Consider the following 25,256-nt stretch of genomic DNA (forward strand, 5'->3'; position numbering starts at 1 on the left):
AGCAATTGACTCTTAATCAATGGGTCCAGGGTTCGAGTCCCTGAGGGTGTACAAAGATTATTAAAAGGAGAACTTAAAAGGTTCTCCTTTTTTGTTAAGAGCCTTTTTGTTGTTACAGTTCAGCTGTAGGAATAAAAAATACCGCTACTCAAAGCTATATTCGACTTTGGTAGCGGTATTTTTTTATAGTGTAACTACTATCTATTAGAACTTGAAGAAGTTCTTGGCATTGTTGTAGCTGATATCTTCAATCATTTGGTTTACACGATCCATTTCAGATGCCGGAATTTCTCCGTTTTCTACGTCACGTCCTACCAGGTTACACAATGTACGGCGGAAATATTCATGACGCGGGTAGGATAGGAAGGAACGGGAGTCTGTCAGCATACCTACGAAGCGGCTCAAAAGACCGAGCACTGACAAAGCATTCATTTGTTTTTCCATACCATCCTTTTGATCGAGGAACCACCATCCGGAACCAAATTGGATTTTTCCCGGGATAGAACCATCCTGGAAGTTACCCAGCATTGTTGCAATCACTTCGTTGGCGCATGGGTTCAAGTTGTAGAGGATTGTTTTAGTCAATTTGCCATTAGTGTTCAGGCGATCAAGGAATTTAGCCATTGCTTTGGCGGTTGTAAATTCACCGATAGAATCGAAACCTGTATCAGCACCCAGTAATTTAAACATCTTCGTGTTATTGTTACGAATAGCGCCATAATGGAATTGTTGAGTCCATCCTTTTTCCCAGTCCATTTCACCGAAGATCACAAGCATTGCCGATTTGAATTTCAGAATTTCTTCTTTGGTCAATTCTGCGCCACCATATACCTTATTAAAGATGGCTTTGATTTCAGCATCTGTATAATCTTCTGCGTAGAATTCTTCAATACCGTGGTCAGACAGACGGCAGCCTTGTTCTGCGAAGAAGTCATGACGTTTGCGCAAAGCAGCGATCATATCATCAAAGTTGGAGATGGTAACACCACTTACCTCTGCTAGTTTTTCTACATAACTGCGGAAATCTGCAGGGACTTCTACAGCCATAGCCTTATCAGGACGCCATGTTGGTAACATCTTGATTTCAAATCCGCTTTCGCGTGTTTTGATATGATATTCCAATGAATCGATAGGATCATCCGTTGTGCAAACGGCTTCTACATGATAATGACGCATCATTCCACGAGCTGAATATTCGGGTTGAGACAGTTTCTCGTTACATTCATCGTAAATTTCACGTGCGGTTTGTGGATTCAATATTTTATTGATACCAAATGCCGTTTTCAGTTCAAGGTGAGTCCAGTGGTACAATGGGTTGCGGAAAGTGTAAGGTACTGTTTCCGCCCATTTTTCAAATTTTTCCCAGTCTGTGGTATCTTTTCCCGTACAGAAACGTTCGTCTACACCGTTTGTACGCATTGCACGCCATTTGTAGTGGTCACCGCCCAGCCAGATTTCAGTCAGTGATTTAAACTTGTAGTCGTCAGCTACCATTTGAGGGATAAGGTGACAGTGATAGTCGATGATCGGCATTTTAGCCGCATGCTCGTGATACAACTTTTGCGCAGTTTCTGTTTGCAGCAAGAAGTTTTCGTCCATGAAGTTCTTCATTATTACTGTGTTTTAAGTATATAAAATTATTACTTTCTGTATTTATACCTATATAGTATTGATTTTAAAGCTAATAGGTGTAAATCTCGTTTTAGTTTTATTAACCGTTATCGAACACAAAAATAGAAAATTTACTTGGAGTAACAAAATAATTCGTATATTTGCAGCGATTATTTATAATATTTAAGTTTTAGCACTATGGAGGACCAGAACTATACCATTAAAGACATTGCCCGTATGGCCGGTGTTTCCGCCGGAACGGTTGATAGGGTGTTGCACAATCGCGGTGACGTGTCTCCCAAAAGCAAAGCCAAAGTACAAAAGGTGTTGGATGAGATTCATTATCAGCCCAATGTGTTTGCTATCGGTTTGGCTGCTAAAAAGAAATATTCTTTCCTCTGTTTGATACCTTATTATATAGAGCATGATTATTGGCATTCGGTAGTAGGGGGGATTGAGCGTGCCCGGCAAGAGTTGCGTCCTTTTAATGTGAGTATAGATTATCTGTGCTATCACCATGGGGATGAGAAGAGTTATCAGGAAGCCTGCCTTTCCATAAAAGAAAAGAATGTGGATGCGGTATTGATTTCTCCGAATTTTCGGGAAGAGACACTGGCGCTGACAGCCTATTTACAGGAAAATAAGATTGCTTATGCTTTTGTCGATTTCAATATGGAAGAAGCGAAAGCATTGACATATATCGGGCAGGATTCATATAAGAGCGGATATATCGCAGCGAAAATATTGATGCGCAATTATTCGGCAGGAGAAGGCCAGGAGTTGGTTTTGTTTTTAAGTAACAATAAAGATAATCCGGCTGAAATACAGATGCAACGCCGTTTGGATGGTTTTATGAGTTACATTGCCGAAGAATATAATAACTTGGTAATCCATGAGGTAGTACTTAATAAATCCGATCAGGAAAGTAACCAACAGACATTGGATGAGTTTTTTCAGGCACATCCGAAGGCTTTACTGGGAGTTGTATTTAATTCCAGAGTGTATCAGTTGGGAGAGTATCTTCGTCATGCGGGACGTAGCATGAAAGGACTGATAGGATATGACCTTCTGAAAGCAAACGTAGATTTATTAAAATCCGGTGATGTGCATTATTTAATCGGGCAACGTCCGGGTTTGCAAGGATATTGTGGGGTGAAGGCTTTGTGCGATCATGTCGTGTTTAAGAAGTCTGTTGAACTTGTAAAATACATGCCTATTGATATCCTGATAAAGGAAAACATTGATTTTTATTTTGAATTTGTATAATATCAACTTTATAAATTACAACTAACATGAAAGCATTAAACAAAGAAACTGCTCCTAAAACACAACGTCCGGAGCGTATTATCCAATTTGGCGAAGGTAACTTTTTGCGTGCATTTGTAGATTGGATTATTTATAACATGAACCAGAAAGCTGATTTCAACAGCAGTGTAGTAGTGGTTCAACCGATTGATAAAGGGATGGTCGATATGCTGAATGCACAAGATGATCTTTATCATGTAAACCTTCAAGGATTGGACAAAGGAGAGGCAGTTAACAGCTTGACAATGATTGATGTAATCAGCCGCGCTTTAAACCCATATACTCAAAATGACGAGTTTATGAAGTTGGCAGAGCAACCTGAAATGCGTTTTGTTATTTCAAACACTACAGAGGCTGGTATTGCTTTTGATCCGGCTTGTAAACTTGAAGATGCTCCTGCTTCATCTTATCCGGGTAAGCTGACTCAATTACTGTATCATCGTTTTAAAACATTCAATGGTGATAAGACAAAAGGTTTGATTATTTTCCCTTGCGAGCTTATTTTCCTGAATGGTCATAAGTTGAAAGAAACAATTTATCAATATATTGAATTGTGGAACTTGGGTAATGAGTTTAAAACTTGGTTTGAAGAAGCTTGTGGTGTATATGCAACATTGGTAGACCGTATTGTTCCGGGATTCCCGCGCAAGGATATTGCTGCTATCAAAGAAAAACTGCAATATGATGATAATCTGGTTGTTCAGGCTGAAATTTTCCATTTGTGGGTGATTGAAGCTCCGCAGGAAGTTGCAAAAGAGTTCCCGGCTGACAAGGCAGGCTTGAATGTATTGTTTGTACCGTCAGAAGCTCCTTATCACGAACGTAAGGTTACTTTGCTGAATGGCCCGCATACAGTTCTTTCTCCGGTTGCTTATCTCTCGGGAGTGAATATTGTGCGTGATGCTTGCCAGCACGAAGTGATTGGTAAATATATCCACAAGGTAATGTTTGACGAACTGATGGAAACTTTGAACTTGCCGAAGGATGAGTTGGAGAAATTTGCAAATGATGTATTGGAACGCTTCAACAATCCGTTCGTGGATCATGCAGTAACCAGTATCATGCTGAATTCTTTCCCTAAATATGAAACTCGTGATTTGCCGGGATTGAAGACTTATCTGGAACGTAAAGGTGAACTTCCTAAAGGACTGGTGCTTGGATTAGCTGCTATCATTACTTATTATAAAGGTGGTGTACGTGCTGATGGTGCTGAAATTGTTCCGAATGATGCTCCTGAAATCATGAACCTGCTGAAAGAACTTTGGGCAACAGGTTGCACAAAGAAAGTTGCTGAAGGTGTTCTGGCTGCAGATTTTATCTGGGGAGAAGATTTGAATAAGATTCCGGGATTGACAGAAGCCGTAAAAGCTGATTTGGATTCTATCCAGGAAAAAGGAATGCTTGAGACCGTTAAAGGTATTCTGTAAGATATAACCTAAGGTTGATAAAAGTAGAGGGCATTTTGGTAGAGTATACAACTATCAAAATGCCCTTAACTGTTAGATAATTAAGAGACGGTAAGTTATTAATTGTTAAAGATCAAATTTGCATTCTTCGTATTTTTTATTTCCACAACTTTCTTTTTCTTCGTTTTCACGGTTTGAAAAGGCTCAAATCCTTAATGACCGATTTTGTCTCTTTTTATATGAATTATTATTCTACTTTTTTGTTTTATAAATGCTTGGTTTATAAGGAGAAAACGAATTTGACATGATGAATATTGCATAAAAAGTCATCTGTAAAATACAATGAATCAAGACCTTTTTTACCATGGTAATCTTGCTTGTAAATCTCGTAATGTGTTCATACCTTTGTTGCGAAGTCAATAGTGTGGCTTCCTAATATTGTTTAACTTTTTAATCTTAGGCGCATATGGCTATCAGATATAAAAAGAAAAAAATCACCTTATGTTTCGATAAGGAAAATAAGGTAGAAAAGTATGTTGCAGCAAACGTTCTAGTTGGGAGCATCAACTATAACAAGTTATGTGATGAAGTAAATCAGCGGACAGGCGTTCATCGGGCTATGGTGGATGTGGTACTGAAAGGAGTGCAAGATACTATGGTGTCATTTTTAGAAGAAGGATTCTCTGTAAAGTTGGGAGAGTTCGGTTCATTTCGTCCAGCTATTAATGCCGAGAGCCAAGATAAAGCTGAAGACGTGAGTGTTAATACTATTATTAGGAGGAAGATAGTCTTTACTCCGGGAGGTGCATTCAAGGAAATGCTTGGATCAGCTAGTATAGAGCTGTTTGGAGATAACGTAACCAATCTTAACGGGGATAACGGTGGAGAACCTAGCGAAGGAGGTGGCTCTTCTGGAGGAGATTCAGGAGAAGCTCCGGATCCGGCAGCTTAATTCTTACTAAAAAATAACTTTAGATAGGGAAGGTTCTTCACAGAGCTTTCCCTATTTTTTTTGATATTTCGGGTAGAAATGCTCTAATTCGCCGTTGGGCAATGGTGAATTTGTGGTTGCCTGACGACATTTTTGCCGTTGCCCAACGGTGAATTTACTGTTAGGTGCAAAATTTTAGTAAGATTTGTATGCGGAAAGTAGGATTTCTACTGGATTTATAATTTGTTTTCCTATCTCTTTTTATCACCTATTTTATCAAAAAGTAAGAAGTATCTTGATTTTTCTTCTGTTAGCTTCCTCTAGAAAAATTATTTGTGAAAATATTTTTAATCTTTGCCGCGTTATAGCAGTAGATTGTTCAAACGCGTATTATCCTCAAGATACAATGAAGATAATTAATCTTCAATATTGCTTTTCATCTCATTTTATCCCAAATTTGCAGTCTCAATACCCCAAGAGTGTTGTTTATGCGAAATATTTTCTATCTTTGTAGCGTTGCAGCAATAGTGTTTGCATGTGCAACATTACATATTAATAGATGAAAGTGTTTAGCTTTTATCCTTGTTAGGAAATCTGGTAAATTTCAATTGACATAAGGATAGCAATAACACTCATCACTTGTATAGTCGTGTGTAATTTTATATTGCATATATATACGAGTGTGGGGTATTGTTTATTTATGTCAAGGTTTTACCAGAACCTCCTAACAGATAAACTAACGACTCCACACTTTTTTTATAGACTTACCACTGCTAAGGAGTTGAGGTGGCGACAAAAACTCTAATAATTATGATGAAAAAGACAGTATTCTTTTTCTTAATGATTGCAGCTTTAAGTACTTCATTCTATAGCTGCAAAACAAACACTGATGATTTATGGGATAGTATTCATCAATTGGATGGCAGGGTAACTTCACTTGAAGAACTCTGTAAACAGATGAATGGAAACATTGGGGCGTTGCAAACGTTACTACAAGCTTTGCAAAGTAATGTAAGCATCACAAAAGTAAATCCTGTTACAGAAGGTGGTAAGACGGTTGGTTACACTATTTCTTTTTCAAAGGGAGATCCCATTACTATTTATCATGGAGAAAAGGGGGATAAAGGTGATACGGGTATTGCCGGTAAGGATGGAGTAACGCCGGTGGTTGGCGTGAGACGAGATACGGATAATGTTTATTATTGGACGTTAAACGGGGAATGGTTAATTGATGATGCTGGGAATAAAGTAAAGGCAGTAGGTGAAGATGGAAAAGATGGAGAAAATGGTATAGATGGTAAACCTGGTATGGATGGCATTACTCCACAATTGAAAATAGAAAATGGTCGTTGGTGGCTGTCGGTGAATAATGGCAGTACGTGGTCGAATATAGGGCAGGCTACAGGTGATACTGGTAAAGATGGAGTGGATGGTGACGATATGTTTAGTGATATAGATTACACTTCCAGTCAGGACTTTGTTACTTTTACCTTGTCGAATGGAACTGTTATAAAACTGCCGACTTGGTATGCTTTTGGCGAATTGCAAAGCTTGTGTGAACAGATGAATACTGATATTTCGTCTATACAATCAATCATTGAAGCACTACAACAAAAAGATGGTATAACTAATGTGGTACCTTTGAATGATAATGGGAAGGTGATTGGTTATAAACTTTATTTTGAAAAACGTGAACCGATAACCATATATTATGGTAAAGATGGGGCAGATGGTAATGATGGTCAAGACGGTTCGGATGGCAAGGATGGGGTGACACCTGTTGTCGGAGTGAAGCAAGATACCGACGGTATCTATTATTGGACGTTGAATGGAGATTGGATGAAAGATGATAATAGTAATAAGATAAAGGCGCAAGGTGTTGACGGCTCGAATGGAAATGATGGACAAGATGGTACAGACGGTAATAACGGTGTTACTCCGCAATTGAAGATAGAAGAAGACGGTTATTGGTATATATCTTATGACAATGGTTCAAACTGGACAAAACTTGGAAAAGCGACCGGTGCGGATGGAACAAGTGGAGACGCTTTCTTCAAGAATGTGACGGAGGATGATGATTATGTTTATTTGGAGATGCAAGCCGGAAACATTATCTCCGTACCCAAACACAAAAAGCTGTCTATCACTTTCAATGAAACGGAGGATATACGGGTATTGGCCAATCAGACTTATCCCATTCAATATACTATTATGGGGGCTACAGATAAGACAGTAGTGAAAGCTTTGGCGCAAGATGGTTTCCGTGCTGTGGTAAAATCCTCGGGTAATGCTTCTGGAGTAATTGAGGTAAGTACACCGGGAACGATACTTAGTAGTGAGGTATTGGTTTTCGTCTCCGATGGTGAGGAACGGACTATCATGCGTTCTATCAATTTTGTGGAAGGAGTGATTAATATCACCGATCGTTCTTATACAGTTCCTTATACTGGTGGTACAGTGAGTGTGCAGCTTTCCACTAATATCGATTATACCATAGAAATTCCAGAAGCGGATAAAACATGGATTTCTATCGCTCCGACATCACGTGCCATAATGCGGGATGAAACGATTGCATTTAATGTCCAACAGAATAATAATACTCAATTGCGTTATTCAATTATTAAATTAGTTGACAAATTGGGAGTTACTTCTGAAACAATACAGATTACTCAGCGTGGAGGAAGTTCACAGGATATTTACGTAGCAACAGCAGGAACTTTGGAACAACAAATCAATAGTGAAGACGCTAAAATTTTAGAAGAATTGAAAATCACAGGACATCTGAATACCTTTGATTACGAGTTTTTAAAGACTATGCCTAACTTAAAAACGGTAGATCTTTCAGAATTGGGTGATGTAAGTATACCTGCTAGTGCCTTTAATAGTTCTAAAGTTTCTACGGTGTTGTTACCTTTGAACTTGAAAACAATTTCAGATAGAGCGTTTTATAATAGTTCTATTACTTCCGTTTATATACCTCAGACAGTAGAAAGTATTGGTCAATATGCTTTTGCGAATACTTCTAAATTAACAGGGAATATTGTAATTCCTCAAAAAACTGTAACAATTGGAGAACGTGCTTTTGAATATTCTGCTTTTAACGGGACTTTGATATTAGAAGAGGGAGTGCAGAGTATTGGAACAGCAGCATTCGCTGGTTGTAGCAAAGTAACAGGAGACTTAGTAATACCGAATAGTGTAACAAGTATGAAAGGGTCTGCATTTCAATCTTCTACTTTTACAGGTTCATTGAGTATAGGAAATGGGTTAACAGATATTCCGACTTACGCTTTTCATGGTTGTAGCTCTTTTAAAGGAGAAATTACTATTGGAGAAAATGTTAAGAGTATTGGCGATCATGCTTTTGAAGGATGTAGTGGATTTACTGGTAACTTGATAATTCCTAATAAGGTTGAGACTATGGGTATTTATGCTTTTTATGCTTGTATTGGATTTGAAGGATATTTAAGTATCGGGAATTCAATAAAATCTATTGGAAAGTGTGCATTTGTAGGGAAAGAAGATAAAAAAACACATACTGTTGTAGATGGTGGCAGAGAAAAACAATATACTAGCTATTCTTGGACTCGTATTTTTAATAAAGTATATTGTAAGGCTCTAAAATCACCAACATTAGGAATGGTAAATTTAGCAGATGGTGATACATATACGTCTACTGTTCCAGTCTATATCGTTTTTGGAACAGATAGTACACGGAAATATTATGGATTTAGCTATATTGCAGATCCGATCATGTGTGGTAAAAATTATCCTCAATATCTATTTATTCCAATAAATGCTTCAGGATATAATATAAATGGATGGGGAGGATTTGAAATTAAATCAGAAGTCGAATTTTAAACTATATAATTATGTGTAACTCAAGTTCAAATCCTTGCGACCAAATCTGTAAGAAACAAGCCGCATATGACAAGGCTGTTGAATCCTACCAGTTCCATGTACAACGTTATCACACATGGGTTAACTATTACGCCATTTTCGTCGGTGCTTTGTTTGTGGCATTTTATACCATTATACCGCAATCAGAAAATGTTCAATACGGTCCTTGCAGTGGAACTATTTTTTCATTTTTAGATAGTATATGGCTACCACTTTTGATTATTACCTTAGGATGGTTTGCTTCTATGTGTTGGCTGGCTAGTATTATTGGGCATTATGAATGGATGAAGAGTTGGATACGAATCGTGAAAAAGAGAGAGGTCGATTTCTTTGAAACAACTTCAAGTCAACCATCCAATATCTCACCGGTTTCATCTGAAATATTTGTATATGGAAAAGTTATGAGAGAACCGGATAGAAGTGTACCTAATAATATGCTGCCCAAGTTTATCTCAACTCAAAAAGTAACTCAATGGTTTGTATGGAGTGTTATTTTAATGTGGATAGCAAGCTCTGTTTTTCTTTGGAGATTTGTAGACTGTTATTGGTGGATTCCCTCTTTCGGTTATTCCCTTCTTACGGCTATAATTGGATATTGCCTTTATGGGAAAGCTCATAAATTGTATTCTTCGGAACATCTGGATATAGCTTGAACATAAAACAATGAAAAAAGGATAGGAATATTACCAATATATAGATTCCTATCCTTTTTTATTTCTGTTCATATTAGTAATGCCATTTAATATGAACTAGAATTGTACTTCCTACGAATCGAATGATTCAAAAACAATAAAAAGAAGATTAAACTTTATCTGTTTCCAGATATATTCATTAACTTTGTAATTAGCTCAAATTAGCTTTATACAGGATTTAATATGGAAAATCTGATTGAATTATCACATACTGAAGTGACATTAGCATTTGTAGCGTCCTGCATTGAAAGTACGGCACGCCGATTAGGTAAATCATATCAAGAAGTTTTTACCCGCATGAAGCGTGTAGGTATGATTGAGAATTACATCTTGCCTTGCTATGATGTATTACATACCGAGAGTCGCGAGCATGTGACTGATAATATGATAGAATGTCTGACAACTTGGGAGGCAAAACGATGAAAATAACAGTATATCATGGAGGAACGGAACGAGTTGATGTTCCTATTTGTCGTTTAGGAAGGGAGAATCTTGATTTTGGTCGTGGATTCTATGTTACAGACATCAAAGAGCAGGCTTGTCGTTGGGCTATTGCAACGGCTAAGCGACGCAACACCCAAGCCATTATTAATATTTACCAACTTGATAGAGAACTTGTTTTGGAAAAGGCTCGTTGTAAGGTGTTCAAAGCTTACGATTCGGAATGGTTGGAATTTATTGTAGCCAGTCGTCGTGGACTGAATCCAGCGGCAAATTATGATTATATAGAGGGAGGTGTCGCGAATGACCGGGTAATTGATACGGTAAATTTATATATGTCTGGTTTGATGAGTGCTGATGTGGCATTACAGCGTCTTGCTCAACACCAACCAAATAATCAGATTTGTTTGTTAAACCAAAGTATTACGGATAAATACCTTATTTATGATGGAACAGAACTGGCAGAATGATCCTGTAAAGTCTCCTGAAATTCAAGAGATAATATTAAGTAATCGTATCGGTATCATTGCTGCCGAACTTTCAAAACGCTTGGAAATTACTCCAGTCAGAGCATTGCAATTGTTTTATGAAAGCAAGACTTGCGCTGACTTGCATGACAAGGAAACAGGGCTTTATCTTTATGGTAATCTCTATATCGCTGATGAATTCATGCGAGAGTATCAAAATAAGTTATAAGTTCATTCAGCCGTATGCAAAATAAATGTGGTAGCTCCAATTGTCACAATAGCGCCATCTTCAATACGTACACGGTCTTTATCTCCCAGAATTTCATTCATAAGGAAAGTACCTGTGAGACTAGGAGCATCTCGTAATGTGTAGACTAGCTTTCCTTGCTTATTACGCTTTATATTAATGATGCAATGGCGTCGATCCATGCTCATATCACCACTTTCAATGGGAGTATTAATGTTTGTTCCTACGCAACGGCGGCCTATGACATTGTCACCTTCTTGCAAGGGAAGTAACTGTTTAAAACCAAATACATTTTCGATTACAGTGATATATCCGAACTCTTCTTTATGAGATTCAGCTTCTTCTTCCAGGTTTTCTTCCTTTCTAAGAGCCTTTACTTTACTTTTTCCTAGCCGGATACTGAATTGCTTGCCACAATGTTCGCATTCAAACACCAGTGATTGGCCTTCACTATACTTGGTTTCATCAAAATAAAGATAATTCTCACATTTAGGACAAAGAACTCGTTTCATGCTTTTTAAAAGGGATTTTTATTTAGCCAGTAACCAGGCATTCTTATAAGTTTCGTTTTTTCTTAGCTCAAGTAATTGCTTGGTCGCTTCATCACGGTTGTTGAATGAACTGATACTGACACGTACTTTACCATCAGTGCTCAGAGCTTTTGCATCTGCAAATCCTTTTGATTTTAATTGGTTCGCAATAACTTCTGCATCTTTCAGGCTGATTCCTCCTGCCACAATGATATGAAAAGGATGATTTGCACTTTCTTGAGATTTCACCGCAGGAGCAGGAGCCGCTGTTTCCTGTTTTACCACTTTCACTTCTCTTACTGCGATCGGTTTGGAAGTCTTGGCTTTATCCGTTGTATGCTTTTTAGCAGATGAAGTTTTGGTTGAAGCGGAAGAAGCAGAAAGCTTCTTTGCTTGTTGCGCAGCATCGTTCTTAACATAAACAGGAGTTACTGCAACCGATTGCTTTTCTATTTGCTCAAAAAGCTCGCTGGGCAATAGCTGTGCATAATTGTTCTTTTGAACGTCGGTATTCTCTACCGGAGTTGAAAAGGCAAAGAACAGTACGATAGCAGCAATCATTGCTGCAGCATTGCGGAGATACGCGCGGTTGATACTAATTTCAAAAGTCTTCTTTTCCTTTTCCTGATAAGTCGGTACCAATACTTTTTCTTTCTGCTGCAGAGCCGAAAGTTCATGTATTTCAAAAGAGTCGAGACCATACAATGAAGGAGTTGTTATCTTATAATCATAAGGAACGAACTCGTAGTTACCATAAATGTTATAATGAATCTCGCCTATATTATCCAGATGGGCTTTCCCTTCTTCATGAAGGAGACCGATAAATTCGTTTACTTCTTTTTCTACTATACGGCTGGCGTCAGCAAAACTTGTGTCGTATGCTGACATATAAGATTGCACCAGTACGCCATCATTCAGTTTTAATTGAGGATTAAAACCAATTATACGGGTAGGAGGTAAAAATATATTTTCTTCCTTTACGCGGGTTGCGGGCGAATAATGCGCTACAAAACCACCAAATCCCGGAACAATGACGCAGTCGTTTTCCAGTAGTAAAGTCTCTATATGTTGTGCCAATTCAATCATGTCTGCAAAATTAAGAGATAAATTGAATATATCCCAGAAAACTTCGAAAAATTCACTACTTTTGCATCGTTTTATTTATCACTATCAATAATGAACTATATACAGACAGAAATAGATGGAGTATGGCTGATCGAGCCTAGAGTTTTCTCCGATGAACGGGGCTATTTTATGGAAGCCTATAAGAAAGAAGAGTTTGAAGCCAATATTGGTCCCGTAAACTTTATACAGGACAACGAGTCGAAATCATCTTTTGGTGTATTGCGTGGATTGCACTATCAAAAAGGAGAACATAGTCAGGCGAAACTGGTTCGTGTTCTTAAAGGAGAAGTGCTCGACGTTGCCGTTGATTTGCGTAAATCATCGCCTACGTTTGGAAAGCATGTTTGTGTATTGCTTAGTGAAGAAAACAAGAGACAATTTTTTATTCCCCGTGGTTTTGCTCATGGCTTTGCTGTCTTGAGTGAAGAAGCTGTTTTTACATATAAGGTAGATAATAAGTATGCTCCGCAGGCAGAAGCCTCTATTTTATATAATGACGAAGCATTGGGGATCGACTGGCCGTTGGCAGAGTCGCAAATGTTATTATCTGCGAAAGACAGAGAGGGAACTGCTTTCAAAGACGCCGTTTATTTTGAATGAATTTCTAAACAAACAATAGATTAAGTATGAAAATTGCAATCGTGGGAACAGGGTATGTGGGTCTGGTGTCAGGCACATGTTTTGCCGAAATTGGCGTGAATGTAACGTGCGTAGACACGAACAAAGAGAAAATCGAATCTTTGCAAAAGGGGAACATTCCAATTTATGAAAATGGATTGGAAGAGATGGTACTCCGTAATATGAAAGCAAAGCGATTGAAGTTTACTACCTCATTGGAAAGTTGTCTGGATGAAGTGGAAGTTATATTCAGTGCAGTTGGAACTCCTCCGGATGAAGATGGCAGCGCTGATTTGAAATACGTATTGGAGGTGGCCCGTACCATTGGTCGCAACATGAAACAGTATAAATTGGTGGTTACCAAAAGTACCGTTCCGGTAGGCACTGCCAGTAAGGTTCGTGCGGTTATTCAGGAAGAACTGGATAAGAGAGGCGTGAAGGTTGATTTTGATGTGGCTTCTAATCCGGAATTCCTTAAAGAAGGAAATGCTATCAGTGACTTTATGAGCCCGGACCGTGTGGTAGTGGGAGTGGAGTCGGCACGTGCGGAGAAATTGATGTCCAAACTATATAAACCATTCTTATTGAATAATTTCCGTGTGATTTTCATGGATATTCCGTCTGCGGAAATGACTAAATATGCCGCAAATTCGATGCTGGCAACCCGCATTAGCTTTATGAATGATATTGCAAACTTGTGCGAGATTGTTGGTGCGGATGTGAATATGGTGCGTAGTGGGATAGGTTCGGATACCCGTATCGGACGTAAGTTTTTGTACCCGGGCATCGGGTATGGTGGTTCCTGCTTCCCCAAAGATGTGAAGGCATTGATTAAAACAGCAGAACAGAATGGTTATACCATGCGGGTACTTACGGCTGTGGAAGAAGTGAATGAGAACCAAAAAAGCGTCTTGTTCGAAAAGCTAATGAAACAGTTTAATGGTGATTTGCAGGGTAAGACTGTTGCTTTGTGGGGATTGGCATTTAAACCGGAAACGGATGATATGCGTGAGGCTCCGGCATTAGTCCTGATCGATAAATTACTGAAAGCAGGCTGTAAAGTACGCGCATACGATCCGGCTGCCGTGCAAGAATGTAAGCGCAGGATTGGTGATACTATCTATTATGCTTGCGATATGTACGATGCCGTACTGGATGCTGATGTGTTGATGCTGGTTACCGAATGGAAAGAATTCCGTCTGCCTTCATGGGCCGTTATCAAGAAAACGATGTCCCGGCAGATTGTGTTGGACGGACGTAATATATATGATAAAAAAGAGATGGAAGAACTCGGATTTATTTATCACTGTATTGGTAAATAAAAAAATAAGAGTATCTTTATACAAAAACTAAAATAGATGATGAAAAATGTGGCTGTATCGTTAATGGCAATCTTTTTCGCGGCATGTAGCGGCAATAAGAATCCCCATTCTCTTCAACAAGAGAAGGAGGATCTTAGTGCAAAAGGGCTACTGCAGGGAATTTGGCTGGACGATGAAACGGAGAGCCCGTTGATGCGTGTAGAAGGAGATACTATCTACTATGCAGATGTACAAAGTACTCCCATTGCATTTAAAATAATACGGGATACTCTTTATACTTATGGAAATGATACTACTTATTACAAGATTGATAAGCAGGCAGAACATATATTCTGGTTTCATTCCATAACGGATGATGTGATTAAGTTGCATAAATCCGAAGATGCCAATGATTCAATCTATTTTGCCCGTCAGGAATTAGTAATTCCGGCATATACGGAAGTAACCAAACGCGATAGTGTAGTGACCTATAATGGCACTCGCTATCGCGCATACGTATATATTAATCCTTCTAAAATGAGAGTCATCAAGACGACTTATTCCGAAGACGGGATTAGCATGGATAATGTATACTATGATAATGTGATGCACATTTGTGTGTATGAAGGTAAAAAGAGCCTGTTTGCCAGCGATGTTACCAAACAGATGTTTGACAAAGTACTTCCTGTCGATTTTCTGGAGCAATCCATCCTGTCAGATACAAAGTTTGTGAAAGTAGACCGGAACGGTTTTCATTATCAAGCTGTCCTGGCCATTCCGGAAACTTCCATATATAGCATTGTAAATATGGAAGTAAGTTTTAAAGGAGATTTGACTATTACTTCATCCAAATAAAAAAGCACCATACATTCAGATCGTATAGTGCCGGATTAAAAAGCCTTGCTTTAATTTTGTCTGGGGGGAGACGGACGGTTATTTCTCTTTCCTCCGTTATTATTATTCCTTTTTCCCCGGAAATCTTTTCTTTTGTAGTTGCCACCCTTACCCTTGCTAAAAGAACGTGGCTTGTATTCCGGAGCTTCTCCCAATTCTTCAGGAATAGGAATCTTATAAATCTCTTTTTCCAGGAAGTTCTCAATACTTTTGAAGTTGCTTTGTTCTTTCTCACTGATAAACGTAAGTGCTACGCCATCATTGTTGGCACGTGCCGTACGTCCGATACGGTGTACATAATCCTCGCTGTCATGAGGCACGTCGAAGTTGATAACCAGTCGAATATCATCAATGTCGATACCACGTGCAACGATGTCCGTAGCTACTAATATATTGATTCGTCCGGCTTTAAACTCATGCATAACAGTTTCCCGTTGAGCCTGTTCCAGATCCGAATGCATTTCCCCTACGTTCAGTTTCATGGATTTCAAAGCCTTGGCTACTTCCTTGACCTTGATTTTAGAAGATGCAAAGACAATCACACGTTCCGGAACTTCATCCATAAAAAGACTGCGTATGATTCCCAGCTTTTGATTTTCGTAGCAAACGTATGCCGCCTGAATAATCTTTTCTGCAGGTTTGGAAACTGCGAGCTTTATCTCTGACGGATTATTTAAGATTGTGTTTGCCAATTGCTGAATCTTTGCAGGCATTGTTGCAGAAAACATGATTGTCTGTCGTTCCTTCGGCAGATATTTCGCAATTTGCATGATATCTTCATAGAATCCCATGTCGAGCATCCGGTCTGCTTCGTCCAGAATAAAATAAGAAACCTTGGAAAGATCTACATATCCAAGGCTTAAATGGGCGATCAGACGTCCGGGAGTAGCAATAACAACATCAGCTCCTAAAGTGAGTCCTTTTTTCTGTTGTTCGAACAATATTCCATCATTTCCACCGTATACGGCAACACTCGATACTGGCATGAAATAGGAAAACCCTTCCATTTGCTGGTCGATCTGTTGGGCCAATTCCCGGGTAGGAGACATGATGACACAATTAATCGCATCTTCCGGATGTTTACCTTCAGATAATTTATTCAATACAGGCAGTAGAAACGCGGCCGTTTTACCTGTTCCTGTCTGTGCTACTGCGATCAAATCTTTACCCTCAAGTATGATTGGAATTGCCTGCTCCTGTATAGGCGTACATTCGTCAAATCGCATGGCATCAAGCGCCTCAAGCACATTTGCATTTAATTGTAGTTCGGAAAACTTCATTCTTTTATTTAATTTGTCAGCAAAGATAATCTATTTTTTGGTCTAATTACATATTCAAGTAAGAATCTTTGAATCCGAGGAAATAGAGCACTCCATCCAGTCCGATGGTGTTGATCGATTGTTTGGCATTTGCCACCACTTTAGGCTTTGCGTGGAAAGCAATTCCCAGTCCGGCAACTCCTAGCATAGGGAGGTCGTTAGCTCCGTCTCCTACGGCGATGGTCTGTGCAATATCCACCTTTTCCACTTGTGCAATGAGGCGGAGCAGTTCGGCTTTCCGTTTTCCGTCTACTACATCTCCAAGGTAACGTCCGGTCAGTTTGCCATCAATAATTTCCAGTTCGTTGGCATAGACGTAATCTATACCGTATTTCTTTTGCAGGTATTGACCGAAATAAGTGAATCCTCCCGAAAGGATGGCGATTTTGTAACCGTACTTCTTCAATACATACATCAGCCGTTCTACGCCCTCCGTGATAGGCAAGCTCTCGGCTATTTCCCGCATTACCGATTCGTCCAGCCCTTTCAATAGTGCTACACGGCGGGTAAAGCTCTCTGTAAAGTCTATTTCTCCACGCATAGCGCTTTCCGTGATGGCCTTTACTTCGTCGCCTACACCGGCGCGGATAGCCAGTTCGTCAATCACCTCTGTTTCGATTAATGTAGAGTCCATATCAAAACAGATCAGACGGCGCATACGACGGTACATATTATCCTGTTGGAAAGAAAAGTCCATTTCCAGTTCGCTGGCCAACTTCATCAGCTTCTCCTGCATCGCAATGCGGTCTTTCGGAGTACCTCTCACTGAAAATTCGATGCAAGCCCTGGTGCGTGTATCTGCCTGACATTCATCCAACGGGATACGACCTGTCAGACGTTTGATAGCATCAATATTCATGCCCTGCTCGGCCAATATACTTGTAGCGGCAGAAATCTGTCGGGCGGAAAGCTTGCGTCCCAGAACCGTCAGGATATAACGGTTTTTCCCTTGCATACCTACCCAGTTTTCATATTGCTCGGTGGTGATAGGTTCAAACCGGATGGTCACTCCCAGAGAAGAAGCCTTGAACAACAGTTCCTTCATAATGAATCCGGAATGTCTTTCTTCACTCTTGAACAGGATACCCAGCGATAATGTATTATGAATATCTGCCTGGCCGATATCGAGAATCGTGGCATCATATTTGGCAAGGATTTCGGTCACGGAAGCAGTCAGTCCCGGGCGATCTTCGCCGGTAACTCGAATCAGAATCAATTCAGTATTTGATGGTTGCATAAAAAATAGACTTTAACTCTGCAAAAGTAGAGAAAAAAGTTCGTTTTTATGCTAAATAACATAAAAAGTTATACCCCAAAAGTGAGATTTTTGCTTATTTGCTTGGAAGTTAATTTAATATTTACTTACCTTTGCACCCGGTTTCAAAAATAAAGGCTCTGATAATCAGCGGATTCCTCTTCGCCTGATGCCTGAAAAGACAATGTTTCGGGAAGAAACCACTGTTTAAGGACAGTCCCGGATAGTATTAACTAAAACCGAATTACATGAAGCATGTAAAATGGATTTTTGTTGTATTACTGATTTGTTCCTTGACCGCTTTCGTTGAGAAAGACAAACCTACCGGAGGTTTGAGTGAGGGTGACGTAGCCCCTGATTTTAAAATCGAATCTACGTCAAACGGGCAACCCGCCTTTAAATTGGGAAATTTGAAAGGTAAATATGTGTTGCTAAGTTTTTGGGCAAGTTATGACGCGCAGTCCCGGATGCAAAATGTAAGTTTGAGCAATGCGCTTCGTTCTTCTCATAATGTGGAAATGGTTTCTATTTCATTTGACGAATATCAGTCAATATTTAAGGAAACCGTTCGTAAGGATCAAATAGTTACGCCCACTTGTTTCGTGGAAACAGAAGGCGAGGATTCCGGCTTATTTAAGAAGTACCGTTTAAACCGGGGATTCACTAACTATTTATTGGATGGAAATGGTGTAATTATAGCCAAAAACATCTCTGCTGCAGATCTTTCTGCTTATGTAAAAGAAGTCGGTTAACGATTTTAAGAATGTAAGGAGAAAGAGGGATTTTCCAAATCACCGTCAGGTGAAAACAATGGAGAATAGACAAAAGAGGAAATGGATACAACAAAAAAGTTCCGCCTACACTTGCATTAGCAAGAATAGGCGGAACTTCTACTTTTATACTCTTCGTTTATCCGGTGCATCTAAAACCTTGGGGCAATCTATGGATAGAATCCGTGAAGATTGCGGAAGGCTTGCCTACCTTTTATTTAGGCGCCTTCTGGTACAAGAAGAATGCGATACCCGCATAAAGGATATTAGGAATCCAGACTGCAACGGCAGGTGGCACATTTCCGTTCACGGCAAAGGTGGAAGTAATCGTCTGGAACAGGATATAAGAGAAACTTAACCCTAATCCGATACCCAGATGAAGCCCCATACCGCCTTTTGTTTTTCGGGACGAAAGCGATACACCGATGATGGTAAGGATGAAAGAGGCGAATGACATAGCGATTCGTTTGTGATATTCAATCTCAAACTCCTTGATGTTGGCAAATCCTCTTCGTTTCTGTTTGGCGATATAATCGCTTAATTCGGGACTGGTCAGCATTTCCTGCTGATTTTTCATGATAAGAAAGTCAGAAGGTTCCATGTTGATGATAGAGTCTATCCGGTCTCCTTTAGTGATTTTTTCCTTTAAACCATCCAGTTCGCGCACCATATAATCGTGGATCGTCCATTTATGAACGGTGGTGGTGTCGTACGTAATCCGTCGTGCAGTCAAATGCGAAACCAGCTTTTTATCCACAAATTTGTCCAATGAAAAGCGGTTACCGGTTTTCATTGCGTTGTTATAGTTGTCGATATATGCAATCACTCCGCTATCCACTTCCAGCTGCACATTGCTTACCGAGTTTTGTTTCTTTGGTTTGATATACCGGTCTTCAAAATTCAGACGCGTAACACTTCCTTTCGGAATCACATACGAACTTAGTGTGAAAGTGACGAGAGCGATGATAGCGGCAGAAATCATATAAGGGCGCATCATCCTCTTAAAGCTCATACCAGTAGAGAACATCGCGATAATTTCGGAGTTTTCTGCCAGTTTGGAGGTAAAGAAAATAACAGCAATGAATACGAACAACGGACTGAACAGATTGGAGAAATAGGGGATAAAGTTCATGTAGTATTCAAAGATAATTTTATCCCATGGAGCTTCATGCTCCATTAGTTTGTCCATCTTTTCGTTGAAGTCAAATACCACTGCAATAGAAATGATTAGTGCAATAGCAAATACGTATGTCCCCAAGAACTTCTTGATGATATACCAGTCCAGCCGTTTTATAAATCGATTGCTTTTCATTTCTTATAATCTAGTTGATACTCTTTTGACCATCATCGGCTTCCAGGTCGAGAAATCTCCGGCGATAATATGCTTTCTTGCTTCCCCTGCCAGCCACAGATAGAATGCCAGATTATGTATGGAGGCAATTTGCATAGCCAGTAGCTCTTGCGCATGGAAAAGATGGCGCAAATAAGCCTTGCTGTACAATGTATCCACGCAAGAGGCTCCGTCGGCTTCGATGGGAGAAAAGTCTGTTTCCCATTTCTTGTTCCGCATATTGATAATGCCATCTTTGGTGAACAACATGCCATTTCGTCCGTTTCTTGTAGGCATAACGCAGTCGAACATATCCACGCCGCGTTCTATTCCTTCAAGAATGTTGACAGGAGTTCCGACACCCATCAGGTAACGGGGTTTGTCTTTAGGAAGTATTTCATTGACAATCTCGATCATTTCATACATCTTGTCTACCGGTTCACCTACCGCCAAACCGCCGATAGCATTCCCGTCAGCACCTTTGGATGCAACAAACTCTGCAGATTGCTTGCGCAGGTCAGGATAAACGCATCCCTGCACGATGGGGAAGAGAGACTGATTGTAACCGTATTTAGGTTCTGTCTCGTTAAAACGTTGTATACAACGGTCGAGCCATCTGTGGGTTAATCCCAATGACTTTTTGGCATACTCGTAATCCGAGTCACCCGGGGGACATTCGTCAAAAGCCATCATAATATCCGCACCGATCGTACGTTCTATGTCCATCACCTTTTCCGGAGTGAAGATGTGCTTGCTTCCGTCGATATGCGAACGAAATTCGGCTCCTTCTTCACGCAGCTTTCTGATTCCAGCTAATGAAAATACCTGAAAACCACCGCTGTCAGTCAGCATGGGGCGGTCGAAACCGTTGAAATGGTGCAGCCCGCCTGCTTTCTCGATCACGTCCAGTCCCGGACGCAAATAGAGGTGATAGGTATTACCCAGAATAATCTGTGCCTGAATATCTTCTTTCAATTCGGTCAGATGTACTCCCTTCACAGTGCCCAGTGTGCCCACCGGCATGAAGATAGGTGTTTGTATCTGCCCGTGGTCCGTTGTTATCAGACCGGCACGGGCATTACTTTTAGTGTCTGTATATTGTAACTCAAATGTCATTCCTGGCTGGGTTTCTTAACAGATAAATCAATAGGATCCGCTACTTTCTCGTTAGTCAATGCAATAGCGAATACCTCTTTTATATCGTTTACATAGTGAAAAGTCAGTCCTTTCAAATAAATATCCTGAATTTCATCTATGTTCTTTTTGTTCTCGGCACTCATGATGATTTCCTTGATTCCGGCACGTTTGGCTGCCAATATCTTCTCCTTGATGCCACCCACAGGAAGCACTTTGCCGCGAAGAGTGATTTCTCCCGTCATGGCAATGTTGGCTTTCACTTTTCTTTGAGTCAGGGCAGAAGCCAGTGAAGTGGCCATCGTAATACCTGCTGACGGACCATCTTTCGGAATAGCCCCTTCAGGAACGTGAATATGGATATTCCAGTTATCAAAAATCTCTTCATTCAGACTAAGGACAGAAGCATGCGCCTTGATATATTCAAGTGCCAGCATGGCAGATTCTTTCATCACATCTCCCAAGTTACCGGTCAATGTAAGACGTCCGCCCTTGCCGCGGCTCAAACTGGTTTCTACAAATAAGATTTCGCCCCCGACAGCTGTCCATGCCAATCCGGTGACTACACCTGCGTAATCATTTCCCTGATACTTGTCGCGTGTATATTCCGGTGCTCCAAGGAAATCATACAAATCTGTCGGTTTGATTTCCGTCTTGGCGAAATAACCGTCCGTAGCATATTGGCGGGCCGATTTGCGAAGAATCTTACCGATCTTCTTTTCCAACTCACGAACACCGCTTTCACGGGTATATGACTCGATTATGGCTTCCAGCGTATCTTTGGGAAGTTTAATATCTGTCTTTTTAAGTCCGTTGGCTTCCAGTTCTTTGGGAACCAGATGCTTGCGGGCTATCTCTACTTTTTCTTCTGTGATATATCCACTTACCTCAATCAATTCCATACGGTCAAGCAACGGGCCGGGGATTGTATTCAGGTTATTGGCTGTTGCAATAAACAATACCTTGGAGAGGTCATAGTCTACATCCAGGAAGTTATCATGGAAAGCAGTGTTCTGTTCCGGGTCAAGCACTTCTAACAATGCGGAAGAGGGGTCTCCCTGACGGTCGGCGCTGACTTTGTCTATTTCATCTAGGATGAAGACAGGATTGGATGCACCGGCTTTTATCAAGCTCTTGATGATTCGTCCCGGCATAGCGCCGATATAAGTCTTACGATGACCGCGAATCTCTGCTTCGTCATGCACACCACCTAAAGACATACGTACATATTTCCGTTTGAGCGCAGATGCGATGGATTTTCCAAGAGATGTTTTACCCACTCCCGGAGGGCCATACAAGCAGATAATCGGTGATTTCATATCACCTTTCAGCTTTAATACGGCTAAGTGTTCCAAAATACGCTCTTTTACTTTCTCCAGTCCGTAATGGTCTTTGTTCAACGTCTTTTCTGCGTTTTTAAGGTTCAGATTGTCAGTTGTATAAGTACCCCATGGGAGATTGAGCATCGTTTGCAGATAGTTGAGCTGTACGCTGTAATCCGGAGATTGCGGATGAGTGCGTTCCAGTTTGGCAAGTTCTTTCATGAACGTGTCTCTGACTTCTAAATTCCAGCGCATTCTTTCTGCCTTCTGGCGCATTTCCTCTATTTCCTGCTCCTGACCGCCGCCACCCAGTTCATCCTGGATAGTCTTGATCTGCTGTTGCAGGAAGTATTCGCGTTGTTGCTGGTCGATATCTTCGCGGGCACGCATTTGGATGGATGCCTTGATTTCTGCCAACTGCACTTCACGGTTCAGAATTTCCAGTAAGTGATAAGTGCGTTCACGCAATGAGTTGATGCTCAACAAGTCCATCTTTTCATCTTTCTTGAACGGCAGGTTTGAGCAGATGAAGTTGACCAGGAACATTGAGTTGTTGATATTTTTAATAGCAAACGACGAATCTTGATGCATCACATCTGACGATTTGATGTATCTCATTGTCAAGTCCTTGCAAGTTTCCACCAGGGCTTGAAACTCTTTATCATCTTTGCCAGGGACATCTTCCTCCAAAAGTTCTATTTCACCTTTCAGGTACGGATGAGTTTCGATGATGCTAGTCAGACTTAAACGTTTCATTCCTTGAAGAATGACAGTTGTTGTCTGATCGGGCATTTCCAATATCCGCACAATTCGTCCTACAGTACCGATATTGTGTAAATCTTCCAGTTTCGGATCTTCTGTATGTGCCGATCTCTGGCATACTACTGCAATATCTTTATGTTTCTTGTCAGCATCTCGTACGAGTTTCAGAGAAGACTTACGGCCTACCGTGATCGGCAGGAATACTCCAGGAAACAATACCATATTACGTAAGGGGAGTACCGGAAGAATTTCACCAGATTTCACATTTACATCAAATGCCTGTTCATCGTTCCCATCATAGTCTGTGATTAGCGAGAAGCTGTTATCGCCTCCATCTTCCAATAAATATCTTTCTTTCATCTTTTCGTTTTAATTTAGTTTATGTCATACTGATATGCATAAATCGTTTGCAAAGTTAATTGATTCTCTCTAATAATAAAGCACTGTGTAGAATAAAAACACAAAAACAATGCCAAAATATCGGCTTGTAAAGGGAGTATTCCATAATTATTATTTATTTTTGGCGATTTGCAATAAAATAATAGTATAAAACGGCTTTAAGATAAACGGATAAAATGTCGAATCCTTATTTTCAATTTAAGCAATTTACGGTATGGCATGATAAATGTGCCATGAAAGTCGGTACGGATGGGGTGCTTCTGGGAGCTTGGACTTCCGTTGAAAGTGCGCACCGGATTTTGGACATTGGGACGGGAACAGGGTTGGTAGCTTTAATGTTGGCGCAACGCAGTTTGCCGGATGCAAATATTGTAGCGTTGGAAATAGATGAAGCGGCTGTCGGGCAAGCCAGGGAAAATATTATTCGTTCGCCCTGGAAGGAGCGGGTAGAGGTGGTGCAGGCTGATTTTAGGAAATACAGGTCTTCGGATAAATTCGACGTAATTGTTTCTAATCCTCCTTATTTTGTCGATTCGCTGGAATGTCCGGATCGTCAGAGAGCCGCGGCGCGTCACAATGATTCTTTGACCTATGACGATTTGTTGGAAGGAGTAAGCGGATTATTGACAGAAAACGGATTTTTTACAGTGGTGATTCCGGCAGATGTAGCTGAACGGGTAAAAAAGATAGCTTCTATAAAGAAATTATATGCAGTCCGTCAACTGAATGTAATCACCAGACCCGGCGGTATTCCGAAGCGTGTTTTGATTACTTTTTCTTTTTCCAATCAAGAGTGCATTGTAGAAGAACTATTGACAGAACTGGCTCGTCATCAATATAGTGAGGAATATATGACGCTAACCCGGGATTATTATTTGAACATGTAAAAGGGTGACGCTATCCGGTAAAGATAGTGACGGTATATGCTTGCGGTAGTGACGGTATCGCTGTCATATACCGTCACTATTTCAAAGCTAGTTCAAAAACGCTATTTTAAGATCTTCGTTCTATTCCTTTCTAACTCATAATTCAAAAGAGTAATTTCTAGCTTTTGAACACTATTTTCTAGCAGTACTTTCTGAAGTTGCTCTTGAAGTGAAATTATTATTTTGTCTTTTGATAGTCTTAAATTCAATAAGCTGCTACAATAACTATACTACTCTTTTAAATTATTTGTTTTGTATATGCTTTATTTTAAATTCTTTCAGTGACTTTTCTATCTTTTGATAAAGGTCTGTCGTTTTTGTTGAGTATGTAGATAAAGAGCTCCTAGGCTCAATCTGTGAATCTGGATAATGCTAGAAACCTGTTCAAAGATATTTCAAAGAATTGCCCTTTTTATTTGCTCCCAAACGGAGATAATTACACTTATCCTATATATAATAAAAAAGCCAATACTAATTGTACTGGCTTTATTTTGTGATTCTTGACTTGATTTTCTTCGTCGGGGTAGCGGGATTCGAACCCACGACCCCCTGCTCCCAAAGCAGGTGCGCT

21 protein-coding genes are annotated in these 25,256 nt (G+C 40.1%); 13 read left to right on the top strand and 8 right to left on the bottom strand.

Annotation, left to right across the window (positions count from 1 at the left end; translation table 11 throughout):
* Positions 1 to 204 precede the first annotated feature (204 nt).
* On the bottom strand, positions 205 to 1,611 hold the full coding sequence (uxaC, locus tag ACT8YW_RS13505) for a glucuronate isomerase (RefSeq protein ID WP_117937912.1): 1,407 nt from the start codon (positions 1,609 to 1,611) through the stop codon (positions 205 to 207).
* Between the two features lie 198 nt (positions 1,612 to 1,809).
* On the opposite strand from uxaC, the gene ACT8YW_RS13510 reads away from it, so the two are divergent.
* The 8 genes from ACT8YW_RS13510 to ACT8YW_RS13545 all read left to right on the top strand — a co-directional run bounded on the left by ACT8YW_RS13510 (position 1,810) and on the right by ACT8YW_RS13545 (position 10,982).
* Complete coding sequence (locus tag ACT8YW_RS13510; protein WP_444105538.1) at positions 1,810 to 2,877, top strand: LacI family DNA-binding transcriptional regulator; 1,068 nt, start codon at positions 1,810 to 1,812, stop codon at positions 2,875 to 2,877.
* Between the two features lie 26 nt (positions 2,878 to 2,903).
* Positions 2,904 to 4,343 (top strand): tagaturonate reductase, encoded by a 1,440-nt coding sequence (locus tag ACT8YW_RS13515; RefSeq protein WP_122137190.1) that lies wholly within the window; start codon positions 2,904 to 2,906, stop codon positions 4,341 to 4,343.
* A gap of 445 nt (positions 4,344 to 4,788) precedes the next feature.
* Positions 4,789 to 5,274 carry an HU family DNA-binding protein gene (locus ACT8YW_RS13520; protein WP_444105541.1) on the top strand — a complete coding sequence of 162 codons (486 nt, stop codon included), beginning with the start codon at positions 4,789 to 4,791 and terminating at the stop codon, positions 5,272 to 5,274.
* A gap of 789 nt (positions 5,275 to 6,063) precedes the next feature.
* Complete coding sequence (locus ACT8YW_RS13525; protein WP_444105543.1) at positions 6,064 to 9,114, top strand: PL29 family lyase N-terminal domain-containing protein; 3,051 nt, start codon at positions 6,064 to 6,066, stop codon at positions 9,112 to 9,114.
* 11 nt (positions 9,115 to 9,125) lie between these two features.
* On the top strand, positions 9,126 to 9,806 hold the full coding sequence (locus ACT8YW_RS13530; RefSeq protein WP_122137195.1) for a RipA family octameric membrane protein: 681 nt from the start codon (positions 9,126 to 9,128) through the stop codon (positions 9,804 to 9,806).
* A 222-nt stretch (positions 9,807 to 10,028) separates the two neighbouring features.
* A complete protein-coding gene (locus ACT8YW_RS13535; protein ID WP_008017560.1) occupies positions 10,029 to 10,268 on the top strand; it encodes a DUF3791 domain-containing protein in 240 nt (79 codons plus the stop codon).
* A complete protein-coding gene (locus ACT8YW_RS13540) occupies positions 10,238 to 10,756 on the top strand; it encodes a DUF3990 domain-containing protein (RefSeq protein ID WP_122137197.1) in 519 nt (172 codons plus the stop codon). The genes ACT8YW_RS13535 and ACT8YW_RS13540 overlap by 31 nt, the downstream gene beginning before the upstream one ends.
* Positions 10,731 to 10,982, top strand: a complete 252-nt coding sequence (locus ACT8YW_RS13545; protein WP_122137198.1) for a hypothetical protein — start codon at positions 10,731 to 10,733, stop codon at positions 10,980 to 10,982. Before ACT8YW_RS13540 ends, ACT8YW_RS13545 begins: the two co-directional genes overlap by 26 nt.
* A gap of 2 nt (positions 10,983 to 10,984) precedes the next feature.
* Here ACT8YW_RS13545 and ACT8YW_RS13550 read toward each other — a convergent pair whose 3' ends face one another.
* Together ACT8YW_RS13550 and ACT8YW_RS13555 are read right to left on the bottom strand one after the other, a co-directional pair.
* Positions 10,985 to 11,512, bottom strand: a complete 528-nt coding sequence (locus tag ACT8YW_RS13550) for an FHA domain-containing protein (protein ID WP_117937916.1) — start codon at positions 11,510 to 11,512, stop codon at positions 10,985 to 10,987.
* Positions 11,513 to 11,530: 18 nt separating this feature from the next.
* Positions 11,531 to 12,616 carry an HU domain-containing protein gene (locus ACT8YW_RS13555; protein WP_444105547.1) on the bottom strand — a complete coding sequence of 362 codons (1,086 nt, stop codon included), beginning with the start codon at positions 12,614 to 12,616 and terminating at the stop codon, positions 11,531 to 11,533.
* A gap of 90 nt (positions 12,617 to 12,706) precedes the next feature.
* On the opposite strand from ACT8YW_RS13555, the gene rfbC reads away from it, so the two are divergent.
* The 3 genes from rfbC to ACT8YW_RS13570 are packed head-to-tail and all read left to right on the top strand — an operon-like array spanning position 12,707 to position 15,429.
* Positions 12,707 to 13,255 (top strand): dTDP-4-dehydrorhamnose 3,5-epimerase, encoded by a 549-nt coding sequence (gene rfbC / locus ACT8YW_RS13560; protein ID WP_004295903.1) that lies wholly within the window; start codon positions 12,707 to 12,709, stop codon positions 13,253 to 13,255.
* A gap of 26 nt (positions 13,256 to 13,281) precedes the next feature.
* Positions 13,282 to 14,595 (top strand): UDP-glucose dehydrogenase family protein, encoded by a 1,314-nt coding sequence (locus ACT8YW_RS13565; RefSeq protein WP_122137200.1) that lies wholly within the window; start codon positions 13,282 to 13,284, stop codon positions 14,593 to 14,595.
* Positions 14,596 to 14,631: 36 nt separating this feature from the next.
* Complete coding sequence (locus tag ACT8YW_RS13570) at positions 14,632 to 15,429, top strand: DUF4738 domain-containing protein (RefSeq protein WP_444105549.1); 798 nt, start codon at positions 14,632 to 14,634, stop codon at positions 15,427 to 15,429.
* A 50-nt stretch (positions 15,430 to 15,479) separates the two neighbouring features.
* Here ACT8YW_RS13570 and ACT8YW_RS13575 read toward each other — a convergent pair whose 3' ends face one another.
* Complete coding sequence (locus tag ACT8YW_RS13575) at positions 15,480 to 16,748, bottom strand: DEAD/DEAH box helicase (RefSeq protein ID WP_004295906.1); 1,269 nt, start codon at positions 16,746 to 16,748, stop codon at positions 15,480 to 15,482.
* Between the two features lie 46 nt (positions 16,749 to 16,794).
* Positions 16,795 to 18,024, bottom strand: coding sequence for a phosphoserine phosphatase SerB (gene serB / locus ACT8YW_RS13580; RefSeq protein WP_444105551.1), 1,230 nt, complete (start codon positions 18,022 to 18,024; stop codon positions 16,795 to 16,797).
* 266 nt (positions 18,025 to 18,290) lie between these two features.
* Here serB and ACT8YW_RS13585 point away from each other — a divergent pair, with 266 nt between their 5' ends.
* Positions 18,291 to 18,794: a thioredoxin-like domain-containing protein gene (locus ACT8YW_RS13585; RefSeq protein WP_004295908.1), complete on the top strand. Its 504-nt coding sequence runs from the start codon at positions 18,291 to 18,293 to the stop codon at positions 18,792 to 18,794.
* 232 nt (positions 18,795 to 19,026) lie between these two features.
* Here ACT8YW_RS13585 and ACT8YW_RS13590 read toward each other — a convergent pair whose 3' ends face one another.
* From ACT8YW_RS13590 to lon, 3 genes are read right to left on the bottom strand one after another with little or no spacing between them, the layout of a single operon-like run.
* The gene (locus tag ACT8YW_RS13590; RefSeq protein ID WP_004295909.1) at positions 19,027 to 20,124 is read right to left on the bottom strand and encodes an LptF/LptG family permease; all 1,098 of its coding nucleotides are present in this window, start codon (positions 20,122 to 20,124) and stop codon (positions 19,027 to 19,029) included.
* 3 nt (positions 20,125 to 20,127) lie between these two features.
* A complete protein-coding gene (gene tgt, locus ACT8YW_RS13595) occupies positions 20,128 to 21,258 on the bottom strand; it encodes a tRNA guanosine(34) transglycosylase Tgt (protein WP_281219160.1) in 1,131 nt (376 codons plus the stop codon).
* Positions 21,255 to 23,720, bottom strand: coding sequence for an endopeptidase La (lon, locus tag ACT8YW_RS13600; RefSeq protein ID WP_444105554.1), 2,466 nt, complete (start codon positions 23,718 to 23,720; stop codon positions 21,255 to 21,257). Before lon ends, tgt begins: the two co-directional genes overlap by 4 nt.
* A 215-nt stretch (positions 23,721 to 23,935) precedes the next feature.
* Between lon and ACT8YW_RS13605 the strand changes: the two genes are divergently transcribed.
* Entirely contained in the window at positions 23,936 to 24,646 is a 711-nt protein-coding gene (locus ACT8YW_RS13605) for a tRNA1(Val) (adenine(37)-N6)-methyltransferase (protein WP_444105556.1), read from the top strand.
* Positions 24,647 to 25,256: the final 610 nt, after the last annotated feature.

This window comes from Bacteroides sp. (assembly GCF_052357945.1).
In the GTDB taxonomy this organism is placed as follows: domain Bacteria; phylum Bacteroidota; class Bacteroidia; order Bacteroidales; family Bacteroidaceae; genus Bacteroides.

What these genes read in the sequence shown, in the direction of transcription:
- uxaC (WP_117937912.1), bottom strand. Translation starts at nt 1,611, where the DNA reads ATGAAGAACTTCATGGACGAAAACTTCTTGCTGCAAACAGAAACTGCG.
- ACT8YW_RS13510 (WP_444105538.1), top strand. Translation starts at nt 1,810, where the DNA reads ATGGAGGACCAGAACTATACCATTAAAGACATTGCCCGTATGGCCGGT.
- ACT8YW_RS13515 (WP_122137190.1), top strand. Translation starts at nt 2,904, where the DNA reads ATGAAAGCATTAAACAAAGAAACTGCTCCTAAAACACAACGTCCGGAG.
- ACT8YW_RS13520 (WP_444105541.1), top strand. Translation starts at nt 4,789, where the DNA reads ATGGCTATCAGATATAAAAAGAAAAAAATCACCTTATGTTTCGATAAG.
- ACT8YW_RS13525 (WP_444105543.1), top strand. Translation starts at nt 6,064, where the DNA reads ATGATGAAAAAGACAGTATTCTTTTTCTTAATGATTGCAGCTTTAAGT.
- ACT8YW_RS13530 (WP_122137195.1), top strand. Translation starts at nt 9,126, where the DNA reads ATGTGTAACTCAAGTTCAAATCCTTGCGACCAAATCTGTAAGAAACAA.
- ACT8YW_RS13535 (WP_008017560.1), top strand. Translation starts at nt 10,029, where the DNA reads ATGGAAAATCTGATTGAATTATCACATACTGAAGTGACATTAGCATTT.
- ACT8YW_RS13540 (WP_122137197.1), top strand. Translation starts at nt 10,238, where the DNA reads ATGTCTGACAACTTGGGAGGCAAAACGATGAAAATAACAGTATATCAT.
- ACT8YW_RS13545 (WP_122137198.1), top strand. Translation starts at nt 10,731, where the DNA reads ATGATGGAACAGAACTGGCAGAATGATCCTGTAAAGTCTCCTGAAATT.
- ACT8YW_RS13550 (WP_117937916.1), bottom strand. Translation starts at nt 11,512, where the DNA reads ATGAAACGAGTTCTTTGTCCTAAATGTGAGAATTATCTTTATTTTGAT.
- ACT8YW_RS13555 (WP_444105547.1), bottom strand. Translation starts at nt 12,616, where the DNA reads ATGATTGAATTGGCACAACATATAGAGACTTTACTACTGGAAAACGAC.
- rfbC (WP_004295903.1), top strand. Translation starts at nt 12,707, where the DNA reads ATGAACTATATACAGACAGAAATAGATGGAGTATGGCTGATCGAGCCT.
- ACT8YW_RS13565 (WP_122137200.1), top strand. Translation starts at nt 13,282, where the DNA reads ATGAAAATTGCAATCGTGGGAACAGGGTATGTGGGTCTGGTGTCAGGC.
- ACT8YW_RS13570 (WP_444105549.1), top strand. Translation starts at nt 14,632, where the DNA reads ATGATGAAAAATGTGGCTGTATCGTTAATGGCAATCTTTTTCGCGGCA.
- ACT8YW_RS13575 (WP_004295906.1), bottom strand. Translation starts at nt 16,748, where the DNA reads ATGAAGTTTTCCGAACTACAATTAAATGCAAATGTGCTTGAGGCGCTT.
- serB (WP_444105551.1), bottom strand. Translation starts at nt 18,024, where the DNA reads ATGCAACCATCAAATACTGAATTGATTCTGATTCGAGTTACCGGCGAA.
- ACT8YW_RS13585 (WP_004295908.1), top strand. Translation starts at nt 18,291, where the DNA reads ATGAAGCATGTAAAATGGATTTTTGTTGTATTACTGATTTGTTCCTTG.
- ACT8YW_RS13590 (WP_004295909.1), bottom strand. Translation starts at nt 20,124, where the DNA reads ATGAAAAGCAATCGATTTATAAAACGGCTGGACTGGTATATCATCAAG.
- tgt (WP_281219160.1), bottom strand. Translation starts at nt 21,258, where the DNA reads ATGACATTTGAGTTACAATATACAGACACTAAAAGTAATGCCCGTGCC.
- lon (WP_444105554.1), bottom strand. Translation starts at nt 23,720, where the DNA reads ATGAAAGAAAGATATTTATTGGAAGATGGAGGCGATAACAGCTTCTCG.
- ACT8YW_RS13605 (WP_444105556.1), top strand. Translation starts at nt 23,936, where the DNA reads ATGTCGAATCCTTATTTTCAATTTAAGCAATTTACGGTATGGCATGAT.